Source organism: Raineyella sp. (assembly GCF_034933565.1).
GTDB lineage: Bacteria > Actinomycetota > Actinomycetes > Propionibacteriales > Propionibacteriaceae > Raineyella.
This window is the reverse complement of sequence record NZ_JAYFNG010000007.1, coordinates 17,319-33,888: the sequence shown is the minus strand read 5'-3', so window position 1 is coordinate 33,888 and position 16,570 is coordinate 17,319. Positions and strand designations below refer to the sequence as shown.

Genomic DNA, 16,570 nt, shown 5'->3' with positions numbered 1-16,570 from the left:
GGGGCGGTAGGCCTTCATTCACGCGCTGGCAACAACTCACTCGCCACGCCGCTCCACGTCACCACCAGCTCATCCCGCGCCCGCGACGCCGCCACATACAGCAGCGACCGTTCCCGCAGCAGCAGGTCCTGCTTCTCGTCGTCAGCGTAAGCAGAGCCTCTGACAATCTTCGGGATGGAGCTCTCGCTCATCCCGAACAGCAGGACTTTCGAGAACTCGGTCCCCTTCGCCCGGTGCATCGTCATCGCCACCGGCGGCCCGGGCTTCACTGCTTCTCGGTCGACGGGGCGCACGTCGATGCCACGCTCGCCGAGCCCGCTGACCACCCGGTCGCGCTGGTAACGGTCCCGGACCAGGATCGCGATGGTCTCGGCACCTCGCCCGGCCGTCGCCGCATCGTCGGCCCAACCACGAATCAGTTCGGCGGCGCGATCGAGCTCGTCCGGCAGGCTTCTGCACGCCACGATCCTTGGCGCCGGTCCCCGACGCGAGGAGTGGTAGCCCGCGGTCTCCTCGGGTTGGTCCTCCAGGTCGGCGTACGCCCCGCCGTCGAGCACCCCGAGGGCGAAGCGCAGGTTCTCGGCGGTCGTCCGGTAGTTGAGCGTCAAGCGTTGCGAGCGACCGACGATCCGGATGCCGTACTGACTCAGCACCAGCTTGTGGCCGTAGATCCGTTGGTGGGAGTCCTCGGCGATGAACAGGTCGTTCGGCCCCTCAACGGCCAGCGCCCGCAGCAGCTGCCAGTGCGCGGGGGTGAGGTCCTGGCCCTCGTCGACCAGCACGTGATCCGCCGGACGACCGGGCCTGTCGGCACCCAGCCTGTCGAGATGGGCCGCCGCCACTGTCGCGGTCTCGGCGAAGTCCAGCGAACCCTCGACCCGGGCGCTGGCACGGTAGGTCTCGATCGCCCGCCACACCGCGGCGCGGTCCTTACGGCTCAGCCGAACGCCGCGGCCCGGGCGCCGGACCCGGAGATAGTCGGCCTCGGCGGTCAGCGACCCGGGCAACACGACCGCCTCGTACTCGGCCTGGAGGAAGTGAGGCGTTCGCAGCGCCGACGGCAGATCCGCCCCCGCACTGGCGGCTGCCGTCTTCCATGCGTCCCCCGACGTGCGCTGCAGCACGTGGGCACTCGGCGTGCCGAGGACTTCGGCGACCGCCGCGGTGATGTCGGCTCCGGCCGCTTTGACCACGGCGTACGCCAAGGCATCGATCCCACGGACGAAGATGCCGGGCTCGCCGAGCGAGGACGCCAGCGGCAGGTCGGGGTCGAGTCGGGCGAGGTCACGTGCCAGTGCATTCGCGAGGTTGGTGGTGTACGTGGTGAGGACGATCCGAGCCTGCGGGTTCTCCTTGGCCAGACGACGGGCCCGGTGCAGCAGGACCACGGTCTTGCCCGTGCCGGCGCCACCGGACAGTCGGAAGGGACCCTGGTAGTTCCGGGTGACGTACTTGCGCTGTTCGGGGTGCAGCCAGACGCGCCAGGCGCCGAAGTCGCCCTCCTCGATGATCCGGCGCAGTTCCTCGTTGTTCTCGATGAAGGTGAACGAGGACTGCGAGGCCGGTTGGTGCAGGCTGTCCAGGATGGCCTGGTCGCTGTGATCGCCGGCGTGCGGGGGGACCGTCTCGGAGATGTCGAGGCGATCCTTGACCTCGGCCACCGTGGCGCCCGCCGCGAGTTCCAGCAGGGCGGTTCCGCGCCAGTCCACGAACTGCTCAGCCAGGGCGAGGATCCCGTCCTCGTCGGTGCACGCCAGCACCCGGGTGGCGAGCTCCTCATCGAGTCCGAGCCCCTTCACCAGCTCGTCGCGAGTGGCCGCGACCTTCCAGGGCATCGGTGGTCGTGCCGAAGCTGGGGCGCCTGGCGTCGGCACGGCGGGCTCGGTAGGCCGAGGTCCGGGGGCTGCGGCGGTCTCCCCGGTCGCGTCCGCGGTCGAATGCGCGGGCGTCAACGGCGGCGCGGGCGTCACCGGCGGCTCAGGCATCACCGGAGGCGCGGGCGTCACCGGCGGCCCGGCCGCCCACGGCCCCGCCGGTGCGGGCTCGGGCGTGGTGGCCTCGATGATCTCGGTGAGGCCGTTCACCGGGTTGATGGTCAGCTTCGCCCGTTGGGCGACTCTGATGGCGTCGTCGTGGTTCCAGACGCCGTGCACCACGTACGTCGGGCCCTGCGAACCGTCCAGGCGGAACAGCACAGCGCGGTACTGGAGGTCCACTCGGCCGGTTCGCACCCGGGGGTCGACGCAGTTGGTGATCGGCTCGATGTGCAGGCCGGGTGCGCTGTCGTCGTCGCGAAGCTTCTCGTAGAACGCTCCCGCCTTGGCCCGCAACGTCGGGTCGAGACGGGTCATGTCCCGGGGCAGGACGAGTTGTGACCGTGCCATCAGTGGGTCTCCTCTCCCTCGTTGTCCGTACGGTCGGCGGCGCTCCCGCCGAGTGCGGCGGTGATCCCGGCCGCTTCGGGGCCGACCACGGTCCAGCCCTGTGTACGCAGATCGTCGACGTCCTCCGCGACAAGATCGCTCAGCACCGCGACGTGCTCGGCCGCCCAGACGAACATCGCCGGGATGCCGGTGTCGCCGACCTCATCCCCGGTCGCATCGGGAGCGCGCAGTCCGGCGTGGGCCAGTTCCGCGGCGAGCGAGCGCTCGTCGTCCAGAGCATCGTCGAGGACTGTCTGCCAGTCCGAGGTGAAGACCTCGACACGGATCGTCGGCCGTGGCGCGCTCGGCGCGTCAGCGACGTGGGCCGATGACCTGACCCGTTCCAGCGTGGTGATCGTGGTCGGCCACCCCCGGCCTTGCAGGCCATTGGCGATGGTCAACCAGTCGCGCCAGGCGTCAGGGAACCCCGCCACCCCGACACTCGTCGGCCGGTCGTCGACCATCGACACGACCTCGACCATCTCGTCCCCGATGACGCGGGACAGCACCACGAGGGGACCGGTGTGCCACCACCACGCCGGGACCGTCTCGCCGACTCCCAGACCGGGGGCGCCGCCCTGCACGATCCGGCGGGCCTGCTCGACCGGGTCCTGGCCGGCGGGGACCTGCCCTTGGGTGGCTGCGCCCGACAAGGCGAGCATCATCGGCAGATGGTCGGCCATCTTCCGTTGAGCACCCGGGTACGGTGCCCGGATCCAGCGCCGGAGGAAATCGAAGGGGCCTCCGGCGACCATCGCGAAGTCACCGGTCTGGAAGCCTCCTTCATTGGAGATGGCCCCGGCCAGCTGCTCGTTGAACCACGCCGGGGGCGTCACGGTCTCCCGGCCCTGTTCTCGCCGTTCTTCCTCCGTCGACACGTCGGCGGCCGTCACGCTCAGCACCAAGTAGCCGGCCTCCACGAGCGCGGACCGCTTGCCCGCGTCGTCGGCGAGCCGGTTGATGTCGACGCTGGCATGGAAGGCCAGCCCGTCGGTGAAGACCGCCACCGGCGGCACGTTGGTGTCGTCGGAGCGCAGCACGAAGTCCGGCTTCGAGCCCAGCACGTTGACCTGCGGTTCCAATGTCCAGCGGCGCGGGCCGACGTTCGCCCGGATGGTGTTGCCCCACGTCCCGGGGACCAGCTGGACCGTGCCATTGAGCTCTTCCAGCAGGCTCCGATAGAGCTCGGCGAAGCGTAGTTCGAGCGGGGAGAGTGACCGGTTGATAGTCGGCCGCTCGACGGTGACGTCCCAGCGGCCCTCAGCGGACGGCTCGTCCAACCGCCCGGCGGTGAGGATCGCCCGCAGGTGGCGTTCGGCCGCCTGTCGCGACACCCGATCGATCTCACGCCCCGAAGCCAGCGGCAGCAGACAGCGGTGGCAGGCCAGCCGCTCCTCGTCACGGCAGGGGCATTCGGCGACCTTGCGCCAGGCTCGGTAGATCAGGTCGTGCACCCGCGCCGGGTCCGTCAGTTCGGCCAGATAGCCCGTCCCGCCGGGCACCGTGTCGTACAGCAGCAGCGCGTCGCGGGTCCCGTCGTCGGGGCCGAGCGGATCGGGCACCTCGGCGACGCCGATGTGGTCGGGCGCCCCACCGAACTGCTCGCGCAGTCCGAGCTTCAGCGCCGCCGACAGGCTCGGGATCGCGAAGGGATCGCCCGTGGTCACCGAGACCGGCAGAGGGATCACCGCACCCTGGGTGCGCAGGGTCCGCGACAGCGCGATCTCCTCGACGTGCTCGTCGCTGCTGCTGCGGTAGGGGCACCACGGCCGATGCTCACTGCGGCTGTTGCTCCTGGCGGCCTGGTCGCGGCACCCGCACCCGGTGCAGACCCGGAACAACGGCGCGACCGTGTCGGTGCCGGCGATCCGCCGCTTCTGCCCGAACGCCGACTGTTCCCCGAGGTTGAGCCAGCGCAGCGTCATCCGCCGCAGGTACTTCACGCCGAAGTCGTAGCCCTTGACGTACCACTGCTCGGCGACCTCGGCCGGGTCGACGTCGACCGCGGGGACGTTGCCGAACCACACCGGCCGCCGCTCATCCCACCGGTCGGAGATCATCGCCACGTCGCGCCGCACGGCCGCGGTGACTCGAGTCAGCTCGACGATGGGCAGGTGGTTGCCGGTGTCGCGGGTCGAGGTGCTGCCACAACGAGGGCACGCCTGGGGGTCCTGCTGGTGGCCGGTGAGCGCCATGTCCTCGACATACCCGCACTCGCTGCACACCGCCATGGTGCGGATGGCGGAGGCGTTCGGCCCCAGATCGACGGCGTCGATGGCAACCTCCAGGCCGTGCACGTAGAACGTCGCGCCCGGGGCGAACTCCCGCAGCGCCCCCGCGTTGCCGGTCCGCTCGATCCCGAAGGAGTCGCTTTCGTACGTCTGGCTGTCCGGATCGAGCCAGGACACGGAGACGTCCAGGTGCACGCCGTCGTCGACGAGCGTGTAGTTCGGCAGGATGCCGTACTCCTCGAGCGTGCCGATCCAGTGGTCGCGGGTCAGGTCGCCGAGCTGACCGTTCGTCATCTTCAGCGTGGCCTCCGCGATCCGCAGATCGCGCTTGTCGTCGGCGCTCGCGGCAGGGACGTCCGCCCGCTGACGCAGGTCGGGGATCTCCTTCTGGATCGCGAGCTTGCGCTGGCGCAGTTCGTCGACCGTACGGGCCCAGCGCCCCGACGCCGCGATGACCAGCGCGGCCAGACCGCTGCTGTGTGGAGCCTCGCCGGGTGTTGCCCAGGCGCGCAGGTGCTCGGTGGCGGCCGGCGCCAGGCCGGCGAACGCTCCGAGGAAGCGATCCAGCAACTGCGCGGCGTTCTCCTCGGCGTAGGCGATCATGTCGCCCAGGACCGTGTCGGGCTCGGTCGACCCCATGAAATCCCCGGCATGCTTCGGCTGTGGGCGTCCGGAGTCCCGGGCGAACTCGTCGAAGATGCGCGCGATGTACTGGCGCTGCAGGATCTCCTCGGCGCTCAGGTAGGTCGCCGGGGGACGGACCGCGCCGTTGATCATCGACAGTGGGTCGCCGAGCCGGGGCAGGTGCTCGCCGCGACCAGTGACGAAGGCCATGTCGAGCGCGTTGCCGGTGAGGCGTCCGGCGCGCCCGACCCGCTGGACGTACGAGGCGACCGTCCGCGGCAGGGAGGCGAGGAACACCGCGGACAGGTCACCGATGTCGATGCCCATCTCCAGGGTGGGCGTGGCGACGAGGACGTTGGGGGCGCTCGGGTCGGAGCCGCCGCTGCGGAAGGCATCCTCCAGGGCCAGGCGTTCGGCGTCCTCGACCAGGCTGGTGTGCTCGCGGGCGACGACGCGGCGCATGTCGGAGGAGTCGTAGAGGTGGCGGTAGTAGTTGTCGTCGGTGTGCGCGTGGACCAGGCTGCCGGGGCAGCGGACCTGCAGGCAGGGGGCGCCGTCGAGCTGGTCGACGGTCTGGGCGGTGCCGGGGTGCTCGGTGTGGCAGACCGTGCAGCGCAGCCGGTGCTTCTCGTCCTGGAGATCGGCCAGGTCGAGCCTGTGCACGAGCACCCGGTCGACGGGGATGGCGTAGACCGTGGCGGAAGACTTCGTGGTGGTGGCGGTGAGGACACCGGCATCGGCGAGCCGGCCGAGCAGGGCCTTGCTGAGCCGGGCGCCCAGCTGCGGGGTGACGCCGAGGGCCTTCTGCGCCCAGCGGGAGTACCAGCTCTGCGTGGGCGTGACCGGATCGAGCAGCTGGTCGCCCTTGAGTTGGGCGCCGCCGACGCGCGGGAAGGCGGGGGCGGATCGACCCTTGGGGAAGGCGGGCATGCCCTGGCCGCGCGGGCGGCCGCCCCAGATCTTCCAGCGGTTGCCGTCGTTCTCGATGTAGGGCTTGAACCACTCGTGGGCGATCGAGCCCTGGGTGCGCATGTGCTCCAGGACGCCGCGGACCCACCGGACCAGCACCGCATCGGGGCGCTGATCGAGCGGGGTGAACAGGCCCGGCTCGCTGTCGGCCTGTTTGATCACCTGCCGGGCGATGTTCGCCAGCGCGGCGGGCAGCCCGGCGTCGACCTCGGCGGCCACCGATCCGGTGAGCTCGAGGGTGCGGCCGAGCCGCGACTGCAGGCCGAACTCCAGCACGGTGTCGAAGAGCAGCCGGCGGCGTGCGCGCCGCGACGCGCTCGCCTTCGCCGGCCCGGCGGCATCGGTGTCCCAGAACGGGGAGAAGTCGGGCCGGTTGACCACATCGGGCGGCAGCAGCCGATAACGGCGGAAAGCGTCCTTCCCGGCCTCGGCGAGGACGGCGGAGACGACGGTGTCGAGGTTGACCGGCTCGTCCCCGATGCCGGCGCGCAGCGCGGCGCGCAGCGTCAGGGTGTGGGAGCGGGACTCGATGAACCCGGCCCGGTGCGCCGCGTCCTGGACGCTGTCGGTGAAGACCAGCGCCTTCTTCTCGGTGGGGTCGAGGTTGTCGGTGCCGAACAGGCCCGACAGCGTCACCGAGAGCTGGGTGGCGATGGCCGAGCCGAGGAAGCGGATGCCGTCGTCCTTGAGGCAGGCGGGGCAGGTGTCCTTACGGGACAGGTCGTCGGCGTGCTCTCCCCAGTGGGTGAGGACCGGCAGGTAGTCGCCGTCCTGAGACTCTTCGCCGCCCTCATCGGGCGCAGTCAGGGTCAGCTCGCGGCCGCGAACGTGGAACCAGCCGAACTCGCTGTTGCCGACAGGATCGGCGGCCAGATGATCCGCCTCGGCCGGGGTGGCCTTGATCAGCGCCCGGAAGCGGCCGCTGCTGGCGGCGTGGTCGGCGCGGATCCGCTTGTCGTCGTGGGTGAGTGTGGTGCCCGTGGGCCCGAGACCGATCCCCCAGCCGGACCGGCCGCAGTGGCGGCAGTAGACGGCGGGGAACGAGACGGCGCCCGGGTCTCCGGCGAGGCCGCCGGCACCACCGGTGACCACGCCGTCGTCGGCCCACCGGTAGCCGAGATTGGTCTCGGCCACCCGGTCGATCCGGGTGAGTTCGCGCACCCACAGGTGGGTCTCCACCGTGACGAACCCGCGTCCCAGCTCGGCGCGCAGGTAGCTCAGTGCGCCGATCAGGTCGGTGAGGAACTCGGTCGCCGCCGCGACCCCGTCGCGGCCGACGCCGGCCAACGGCAGCAGCTCAGCGGTGAGGGTCTCCAGGCCGATTGCGTCGTTGCTGTGGTCGATGAGGGAGCGCACCAGCGGGTGGGCCTGGGCGAGGGCCTCGAGGTCCTCGATGGCGGTCAGCGGCGCCCGCTGGGTCTCCACGGTGGGGTCGTCGGGACGGTAGAGACCGTTGAGCACGGTGACCGCGAGGTCGTGCGGCTCGGGGGCCTCCCCGAGGTCCGTGACGGCGCCGTTGATCATCCGCAGCAGGCTGAGCTGCACCGGCGCGGGGGAGAGACGGAGCGCGGCGACTCGGGCCTCGGCCCCGGCGCACCACTCGTCGAGGGAGTAGCGGGTCTCGGTTACCACGTCGTCGGCGGTGAAGGGCTCGCCGAACACGGTGGCGGCGAAGCCGATCATCTCCGCGGGGTCGCCCTTGTCGCCGAGGGTGGCGGAGGTCGCGACCGGGGTGATCCGGCCCAGCGGCCGGGTGAACTCCTCAGGCGTGTGGCTGCCGGGGGCCCAGTGGCTCTTCAGCGTCAGCCCGAGGCGGCGCAGCAGCATGGCGACGTCGGTGCCCTGGGCGCCGTCGTAGGTGTGGAACTCGTCGAGCACCAGGTAGGTCAGGCTCTCGGCGCTCTGCCGCCAGATGTCCTGGTCCTTCTCGCGCAGGAGGAGTTGGTCGAGCATCTTGTAGTTGGTCAGCAGGATGTCCGGCGCAGTGTCCTGGACGATGCCGTGGTCGGTGATCAGCCCCTTGTCGCTGACCTTGGTCCGCTGCGGGCCTTCCTCACCGGTGTAGAGCGCGGCGGTGACGCCGGTCAGGCCGTTCGCCGGATCGGCGATCAGCTTGGCGAGACGGAGCGCCTGGTCGTTGGCCAGCGCATTCATCGGGTAGAGGACCAGCGCCTTGGTGCCGGTGATGCCCCGGTCGTGGGCCCGCAGCACGTGGTCGAGGATCGGGTAGAGGAACGCCTCGGTCTTGCCCGACCCGGTGCCGGTGGTGACCAGGGTCGGCAGTGGCCGGGGCTTGTCCGGCCCGAGGTCGAAGGTGGTCAGCCGCGACCAGGCCGTCGCCTGATGGGCGTACGGCGGGTAGGGCGGCTGCCACTCCAGCGACGGTGCGGCGTACCTGGGCGCCGACCGGTACGGCAGACGCATCCGTACGTAGGGGCCCTTGAAGATGCCGTCGCGCTCGTCGGAGAGGAAATCGTCGAGGGCGCGGCGGGCATCGGCGTCGGCGAGGGCGAACGTCGTGGTGAGGTAGTCCCGCAGGCCCCGCTGGAGGTCCCGGGCCTGGACAGTGGGCAGCAGCTCACTCATGAACGCTCCGCCAGCCGGCGCTCGAACTCGGCGTACGCGGTGCGCATGTCGGTCTCGCGATCACGCACCCGGAACGGCAGCTCATAGATGTACGTGGTGCCCGACGGGTGGGCGGCGGTGCGCTCCTCCGTCGTGATCCGGTCGCCCTTCTTCCGCCAGACCGTGAGCACCGAGTTGGGCACCAGCCGCCCGTTCGCGTCGTAGAGGTAGGTGGCGTGGTCGTAGCCATAGAGCACGGCGAACTGGGTGCGGTAGATCGTGCAGAGCTGATCGCCCGTGACGCCGAGCATCAGCGCCACCAGCGCGTCGAGCTCGACCAGCGCGTTACGCCGATCCTCCGCCCGCCGCAGCGGCGTGTCCGCCGTCCATCGGGGTCCGACAGCTCCCAGTGCCGGTCGGTCCGGTCGATCCGGCCCGACGATCCACGCATCGCTGGCGAAGGCAGGCTCGTAGACGTCCTGCCACAGCTTCGCAAACGCGTCGGTGAGGCAATTGAGCCGGAGCGTACGGAGGAGGAGTTCGGAGCCGAGAGCCTCGTCCGCGATGGTGGGGAGCCGGTTGACAACGGGCTGACGGATGTGGGCCTTTGGCGCCGAGCGAACCGAGAAGTCGCCAAGAATGGAGGAAAGTAGGCCAGAAGTGATGCAGAGAAGATGGGACGCACCTCGGGGCAGGCCTGCTGACATCACCGCGTCGACGTGGACCGCTCCCGGCGGAATGATTGCTGGGATCAGCGTTCTCTCCCCCGTATTGGCTGCCATCGCCCGCCATGCGATGCGGTAGAAGTCCCGCGCGGGCTGGCCGTCCCAATGGGTGTAGTCGGCGGCGTAGCGGGCGGCATCGCCCGCCGGTTTGTACGAGGTGACGGGGATCGCGTCGGGGGGCAGGGTCTCGAAGTCGGTCGCGGACCAGTCCTGCTGGTGCTTCATCGTCGGGTTCGGGGACTTGTAGAACGGGGTGGCGACGTACAGATGCGGGCCCTGCAGGATGACGTCGTCCCAGGAGTCCGGTCGCCCCCACCGCGACACGAAGTAGCCCTGCTTACGATCGATGCTCTCGTCCCAGCCACGGGAGAACTGCAGGTCGAGGGAGCCGATCCGTGGCTGATGGGAGAGCTGCCGGAGCACGTCGGCGGCCGCGGTGTTGACGGTGTAGACCATCCGCGTCTCGGCCACTGGGGTGCTGTCGTCCTCCAGGATCGCGTGCCACACCCCCAGCACGTCCTCGGTTACCTCGATGATCCGCGACCGGTGCGGACGCAGGTCCCAGGTGCCCGTCGCCGGGTCCTTGAAACCGGGCTCCTCTCCCGATCCGTCGTGACGCAAGGAGCGCTCCACCGTGTCGGGATGGTAGAGCGAGGTCGCCTGCAGGAACCGGACCGGGTGAGGCCGCCCGTACACGTTGACCCCGTACGTCTTCTGGTGCTGCAGTTCGTAGAAGCTGAGCTCGTTGATGAACTGCCAGTGCCGCCGCAGCCGGGGGTACGTCTCGCGGCGCAGCAGGCCGGCTTTCTCGTCGGTGAAGTGGGTCTCGGGGTGGACGAGGGCGACGATCCCCGTTTCCGAGCCGTGGGCCCAGGTCTGCTCCATGAAGCAGCGGTAGAGATCGGGCTGCAGCCCGGCGAGGAAGGGATAGTTGACGACCGATCCGGTGTACTCGGCGGTGGCGACGACCGCACTGGTTGCGTCGACGACCAGCTCGCGCATCCCGGGCAGCGCCAGGGTCGTCTCCCGGCGGGCCCGCCGGGAGGTTTCGCTCGGTTTGAGCGTCAGCTGCCACCACGGGTCGCCCTCGGCGAGCAGGGCGTCGACGTCGGTGCGGGGCCGCACCCACGGCGGGTTGCCGACCTGCAGGTCGAAGCCGCCGTGGCCGAAGACCGTCGCGAAGTCGAGCTGCCAGTGGAAGAAGCTCTGCTCGGCGGCGACCCGCTCGCACACCCCGAGCCACGGGTGGTCGGCGAGCACCGCCGCGATCGGGTGGGCGCCGGTGCCCTTGATCTCCAGATCCTCCTGGTCAGCCAGCGCCTGCCAAGCGTCGGCCGGGGAGAGGGGCGCCGCCCCGTGCGCTGCCTGACGGCGACCGGCCCGGTCGTCACCGAGGATCTCGCGCAGCGTGGCGATCCACTCGTCCAGGTCGGGCGGGCTGATCAGCGCCGCGTCGAGCCCCTCGGGGCTCCCGCCCCACGCCGTCTCGAGACCCCCCGAGCCCTCGCCCCACACCGCGGTGTCGTGCAACGGCCAGAACCACAGCGCACACCAGGCGTCCATCACCCGCCGCAGCCGCTGGTAGGCGCCGTCCGGGTCGGCGAGCGACGCCTCGATCTGCTCGCGGGTGACGGTCGTGCCGGGCAGATGTTCGTCAAGCTCCCAGATCGGGATGCTCCGGCGCGCTTCCCGCTCGGCGACGACCAGCCGGCGGTAGGCGAGCATCCACACCGCCTCCACCTGGCGGGCCAGGTCGGCCAGGGCGGTCACCTGGCGTGCGGTCGGCTTGCGGGTCATCGTCTTGCGCCAGGCCGTGATCGCCTTGGCCCGGGTGGGGACGAGCTGCTTGGCCTCCTTCGCCTCGGCGGTGGATCCCCAGCCCTGGGCGGGCAGCAGGAAGTGGTGGATCCGCCCGCCCGGGTCGAGGGCGTGGAGCTCGTCGGTCAGCTTGTCCGCCAGTCCGGTGAGCGGGACATCGGCCGGCGGGGTGGTCAGCCAGGCCCGCGAGGTGACCTGGTCGCGGCTGTAGAGCGCATGCCGGGCCCCGATCAGGGAGTTGCCGCGGCGCAGGTGCAGGCCGAACCACGGCGCCTGCAGGTCCTTTGACATGGAGTCGAGCCACAGGGTGATCTCGGCGAACTCGACCGCCTGCGCGTTCAGATCCACCCCGTAGACCTGGTGCAGAGCGATGGACGCCTTGACCTTCTGCAGCTCCTGCGGGTGCTGGTCCGGGTCGATCCGCTCGCCCAGCTCCTCCTGACGGCGGGTGAGGTACTGCTCGGCGAGCTGGCGGACCGCCTCCACCGCGAAGGCGCCGGAGCCGAGGGCCGGTTCGCACACCGTCAGGTCGAGGATGTCGCGGGCCGGCGTACGCTGCCCGTCCTGGTCGAGCAGCTCCTCCAGCGCTTGGGAGACGACGAACCGGGTGATCACCTCGGGGGAGTAGTACGACGCGGACTGCTGGCGCTCCCGGCCGGACAGCCGGAAGACGAACGTGCCGCGGGCGTGCATCACCGGCTTGGTCTCGCCGGTGACCGGATCGGTCGTCGTGACGAAGTCGGCCTCGGCGATGTCATGGGCGCGCTCGACCGGCACCACCCACGAGCCCTTCTCCGCATTGCCGTTCTTCGCCACCTCGTACAGATCGTCCTCGGCGAAGAAGCCGGTGTAGGACATCTGCCCCTCGTAGACCGCGCCCAGCTGGTTGATGCCGAGATCGACGTACGAGATGAAACCGCGGTCCTTGCCCTTCTGCTCCTTGCTCAGCAGCAGGTGGCGCAGCACCTGCTGGAGGGCCTGGTTGCCGAGCTTCACCTCACCGATGTGCTCGATGGCCTTCGGCAGGAACAGGTCGGCGCGCAGGCTGTTGAACTCCAGCCCCTGGGTGCCGGCGGCCTCGTCGGTGTCGGCGTCGGGGGCCGGCGCGTGGTGGCCCTGGTCGACCAGTCGGAACAGCACACCGAGCGAGTCGTAGAGGTGGGTGCCGGTGCGGGCGTGTGGGGAGCCGAACTCGACCAGGGTCAGGTCGCGCAGCCGGTCCAGGCTGTAGCCGGCCTGGTACTCCGGCGCGCCGACCGGCAGCACGCCGAGCTCGGGGGAGGCCTCGGCGTACAGCAGGAACAGGATGCGGTAGATGAACCGCAGCGACTGGCGGGCCAGCGGCTGGGCCCGGTCGGCCGGCAGCGGCGGCAGGCCCTGCGCCCGGCGGCGCTGCACCACGTCGTTGGCGATCAGCTCCACCGACAGCCGGACGCCCTCGCGCAGGTCCTGGCTGACCCCGACGGTGTGCTTGATCGAGTCCTCGAGCACCCCGGTCCACCAGATCACACCATCGGCATCGGGGGCCAACGAGTCGGCGCTGAGGCAGGTCAGTGCCTTGTCGATCTCCCCGCCGCGCTTGGTGTCGTTGCGGTCGGCGACGGTCTGCAGGTCGACGGCCAGGTAGCGGCCCTCGGGCCAGCGGCTGCGTTCGGCGACGACCAGCCAGCGCCCGGCCATCACCAGCGCGAACTGCGGCCCGTCCTCGCGGACGAACAGGTGCGACAGCATTCGTGACACCGAGGCCAGCGCGTCCTTCTCGTTGATCGGGAAGGGGCACAGCAGGGTCGGCCGGTCCTTGGGCAGCAGCTCATCGAGTGCCTCGACCGGCGTGGCGTCGATGATCACGAACGGTGCGTCGGCCGTCACGCCAAGGGTGTTGTAGAAGCGGACCGGGCCGGCCTGCTCGACGTGGAACTCCCCGCTGGCGTAGCCGAGGACCGTCCGCAGCTCGTGGTAGAGGTCGGTGATCCGCTGCGCGGTGGTCTCGCGGTCGGGATCCCCGTCGCTGTAGAGCGCGGTGAGCGCGTCGAGCAGCTTGCTGCGCGAGGACGTGAACCGGGAGCGCGGTGAACCGCCGGGCCCGTCGTACTTGTCCCACTGCTTGCGCCGGTCGATCACTGCCTTGTGGAAGCTCTCGCCCTTGGCGTCGGTGGTGAAGAAGTGCTCGGAGATCCAGTCCTCGACGTCGAGGATCGCGTCGCTGGTCGCCATGGCTCAGGCCTCCGTTCCGAGGGGCGTGGGTGTGGTCGATGTGCCGGGTTGCGCGGCCGGTGAGCTGGGCGGCGCGACGGGGTGGCCGGCCGGCAGCACCATCGCCAGCGGGCGCAGCAGTTGCCGGTCGGGAGCCATCGAGACCAAGAGCTTCTTCTCCTCGGCGACGCCGATCCGGCGCTGCTTGACCTCCTCCCGCTTGATCAGCACGTCGGACTCGTACGCATCCATCCAGGCGTCGGTGCGGTGCACCCACTCGTCCACCCGCCGCTGGGTGTCCTCGGTGTTGGCGGCATAGACCAGCTCGAGGTAGGACCGTCCGTCCCGCACCGCCGCGGACATCAGCCGCTGGAGCTCGTCGGTGCCGGCGGGGCCGCCCGGGTTGCTCATCGCGTCGGTCAGCCCGACGGCCTGCAGCATGTCCTGAGGGCCCGCGTACGGCGTGACGTAGCCGGGACTGTCGGGGTCGGAGAACTCGACAGCCATGTACGCGGCCGAGACGACCTGTCCGCGCTTGTTGGTGAGCGTGCCCACCAGCAGGACGGTCGGATACTCCACGGTGCCGCGGACCGCGAACACCTCGTTGCGCGACAGCGAGGCCAGCGCCTGATCGGCGGCCCAGTCGAGCACCGGGTGCAGCGGGCCGAGGTAGTGCGCCTCCGGCCACGACGTACGCGACGCGGTGTCGGCCAGCGCCTCGGCGAGGATCTCCTGGCCGCGGGTGGTCGTGGTGACCAGCTTGAGGTCCTCGAGCACCTTGCGCTCGGCGAGGTAGGTGCCGGGCAGCACCTCAAGGCGCTGGCGCAGGTCGTCCGGGGGAGTGAACTCGGCGATCCTGGCCTGCGGGTACTCCTTCCAGGCCACGCCGTTCGCGGACTTCGGGGCGGCGGGCGTACGGAACGCCTCCTGCAGGGCATCGCGCAGGAAGTCGACCTGCTTGGTGTAGAGCAGTGGGCGCGGCTGGTCGTTCGTCGGTGCGGTGGCGGTGGTGGCGGTGCTGCCGAGTCGGGCGAGGAGCCCGGCCAGCCCACCGCCGGTGGCCACGGTCTGGACGTCGGCGACGACCTCGTCGAGGTCCTGCTGGCCGGCGAGGACCTTGCGGATCTCCTCCTCCTCGGCCTCGACGGAGTACTTGCCCATCAAGGAGGCGGCATCACCCAGGGCGGTGTGCGCCTGTTCCTCGCGCTCCAGCAGCTTGGTCAGCACGACCAGGTCGCCGGAGAAGGACTCCGCGGAGGGCTGCAGCAGCAGCGTGGTGATCTGCGGTGGTGTCTTCTGGCCGTAGCGGTCGATCCGGCCGTTGCGCTGCTCCAGCCGGATCAGGCTCCACGGGATGTCGTAGTGGATCAGCTCGTGACACTGCTTGTGCAGGTTGACGCCCTCGGAGGCGACGTCGCCGGTCACCAGCACCCGGATCGGGGAGCCGGACTGCTTGAACGACTCGACGATCTCCTGCTGTTCGACGTCGCTCAGGCCACCGTGCAGCACCTGGACCTGGTCCTCGGTCATCCCGAACTCCTTGCGCAGCCGCTCCCTCAGCCAGCGCAGGGTGTCGACCCGCTCGGCGAAGATGACCGCCCGCATCGTGGAGTTCTTGGCGACACCGATCCGACGCAGGTAGGAGACGAGGCGGCCGTACTTGCCACCTGCGGTCGCGTACGAGGCGTCGTTGAGCTTGTCGAGGCGATGCAGGGCGTCGAGTTCTCGCTGCCGGTCGGTGGTGGGGTGGGCCCGCAGCGTGCGGATCCGGTTGTGGATGCTCGCACGCAGCGCGGCGGGGGAGGACAGGAACGCTTTGGCCAGCGTCCACGGGAACAGCTGGGTGACCTTGCCGGAGTATGGCGAGGAGCCTCGTGGGTGCAGCCAGACCCGGTCGAGCTCGTCGGCGACCGCGTCCTCCTCTGGGGAGGCGGGGACGAGGAGATTCCGGGGCTCCTTGCGCTCGGCCCAGTCGGCGCCGACGACGTTGGCGACCTCGGGGCTGTGCCGGTGGCGGCGGACGACCAGCCGTTCGACCTCCTCGGGGCGGAGCCGGCCGTCGGGGGTCACGGCGGTCGGTTCGAGCAGGCGGATCAGCTCCGCGAACGACTCCTCCCGGCCGTTGTGCGGGGTCGCGGAGGCCAGGATCAGCGCGTCGGTGCTCGGGGCGAGGATGCGGGCCAGCCGGTTGTTCTGGGTGGCGGAGTTGGTGACGTTGTGCGACTCGTCGATGACCACCGCGTCCCAGCGGTGGCCGCGCAGGTCGTTGGCGAACCGGTCCTGCTTCAGCGTGTCGATCGAGATGATCACCCGCCGGTAGAAGGTGAACGGGTTGCGGGTCGCCGGCAGCTTCTGCTTCACCCGCTGCACGCCCACCGAGTCGAGACGTACGAACGGCAGCGCGAAGCGCGTCCACATCTCGTGCTGCATCTGCTCCAGGACATGGCGAGGGCAGACGATGAGGATCCGGTCGCCGCGGCCGCGGCGGACCAGCTCGGCGAGGATCATGCCGATCTCGAGAGTCTTGCCCAGACCGACCGCGTCGGCGAGCAGGATGCGGGTTCTGAGGTTGTCTGGGCTGAGTGCCTTGCGGACGGCGGATCGCTGGTAGGTGAGGGGGTCGGCGAGCATCTGGGTGGAGACGACGAGCTTGTCGTCGCTGAGCGGGACTGGGGTCTTGCGGAGCGTCGCCTCGAGCCACAGCTTGGCGCGGCGGTAGCCGGTGGAACTGTCCGGGGTGAGCGTGGCCTGCGCCGGATCGAGGATCTGGATGTCGTCGAGCGACTCGTAGAAGCTCGCGGTGGTGCCCTTGACCAGCGCGCCGAGGCCCTGGACGTGGAGGAGCTGCCCGTCGTTGGTCTGGTCGACGGAGGTGACCAGCCACTCCTCGTCGCGGACCACCACCGTGACACCTGGGGTGATGACGGTGGTGGTGGGGGAAGGCATGGGGTCTCTGGCTCCTTTGACGCGGCTGAGTACCAGCACCCTACCGAGCGGTGGCCGACGATGTATCGGTCGATCG

At 70.3% G+C, this 16,570-nt stretch carries 4 protein-coding genes; all 4 read right to left on the bottom strand.

Annotated elements, in window-relative coordinates:
• Positions 1 to 14: 14 nt before the first annotated feature.
• Genes VB059_RS02320 through VB059_RS02305 form a run of 4 tightly spaced genes read right to left on the bottom strand, consistent with a single transcriptional unit; the run spans position 15 to position 16,494 of the window.
• Positions 15 to 2,384: a UvrD-helicase domain-containing protein gene (locus VB059_RS02320; RefSeq protein ID WP_323420415.1), complete on the bottom strand. Its 2,370-nt coding sequence runs from the start codon at positions 2,382 to 2,384 to the stop codon at positions 15 to 17.
• Complete coding sequence (locus VB059_RS02315) at positions 2,384 to 8,833, bottom strand: DEAD/DEAH box helicase (protein ID WP_323420414.1); 6,450 nt, start codon at positions 8,831 to 8,833, stop codon at positions 2,384 to 2,386. The genes VB059_RS02320 and VB059_RS02315 overlap by 1 nt, the downstream gene beginning before the upstream one ends.
• Positions 8,830 to 13,569, bottom strand: coding sequence for a class I SAM-dependent DNA methyltransferase (locus VB059_RS02310; protein WP_323420413.1), 4,740 nt, complete (start codon positions 13,567 to 13,569; stop codon positions 8,830 to 8,832). Before VB059_RS02310 ends, VB059_RS02315 begins: the two co-directional genes overlap by 4 nt.
• Before the next feature lie 3 nt (positions 13,570 to 13,572).
• Positions 13,573 to 16,494: a helicase-related protein gene (locus VB059_RS02305; protein ID WP_323420412.1), complete on the bottom strand. Its 2,922-nt coding sequence runs from the start codon at positions 16,492 to 16,494 to the stop codon at positions 13,573 to 13,575.
• Positions 16,495 to 16,570: the final 76 nt, after the last annotated feature.

What these genes read in the sequence shown, in the direction of transcription:
- VB059_RS02310 (WP_323420413.1), bottom strand. Translation starts at nt 13,569, where the DNA reads ATGGCGACCAGCGACGCGATCCTCGACGTCGAGGACTGGATCTCCGAG.
- VB059_RS02315 (WP_323420414.1), bottom strand. Translation starts at nt 8,833, where the DNA reads ATGAGTGAGCTGCTGCCCACTGTCCAGGCCCGGGACCTCCAGCGGGGC.
- VB059_RS02320 (WP_323420415.1), bottom strand. Translation starts at nt 2,384, where the DNA reads ATGGCACGGTCACAACTCGTCCTGCCCCGGGACATGACCCGTCTCGAC.
- VB059_RS02305 (WP_323420412.1), bottom strand. Translation starts at nt 16,494, where the DNA reads ATGCCTTCCCCCACCACCACCGTCATCACCCCAGGTGTCACGGTGGTG.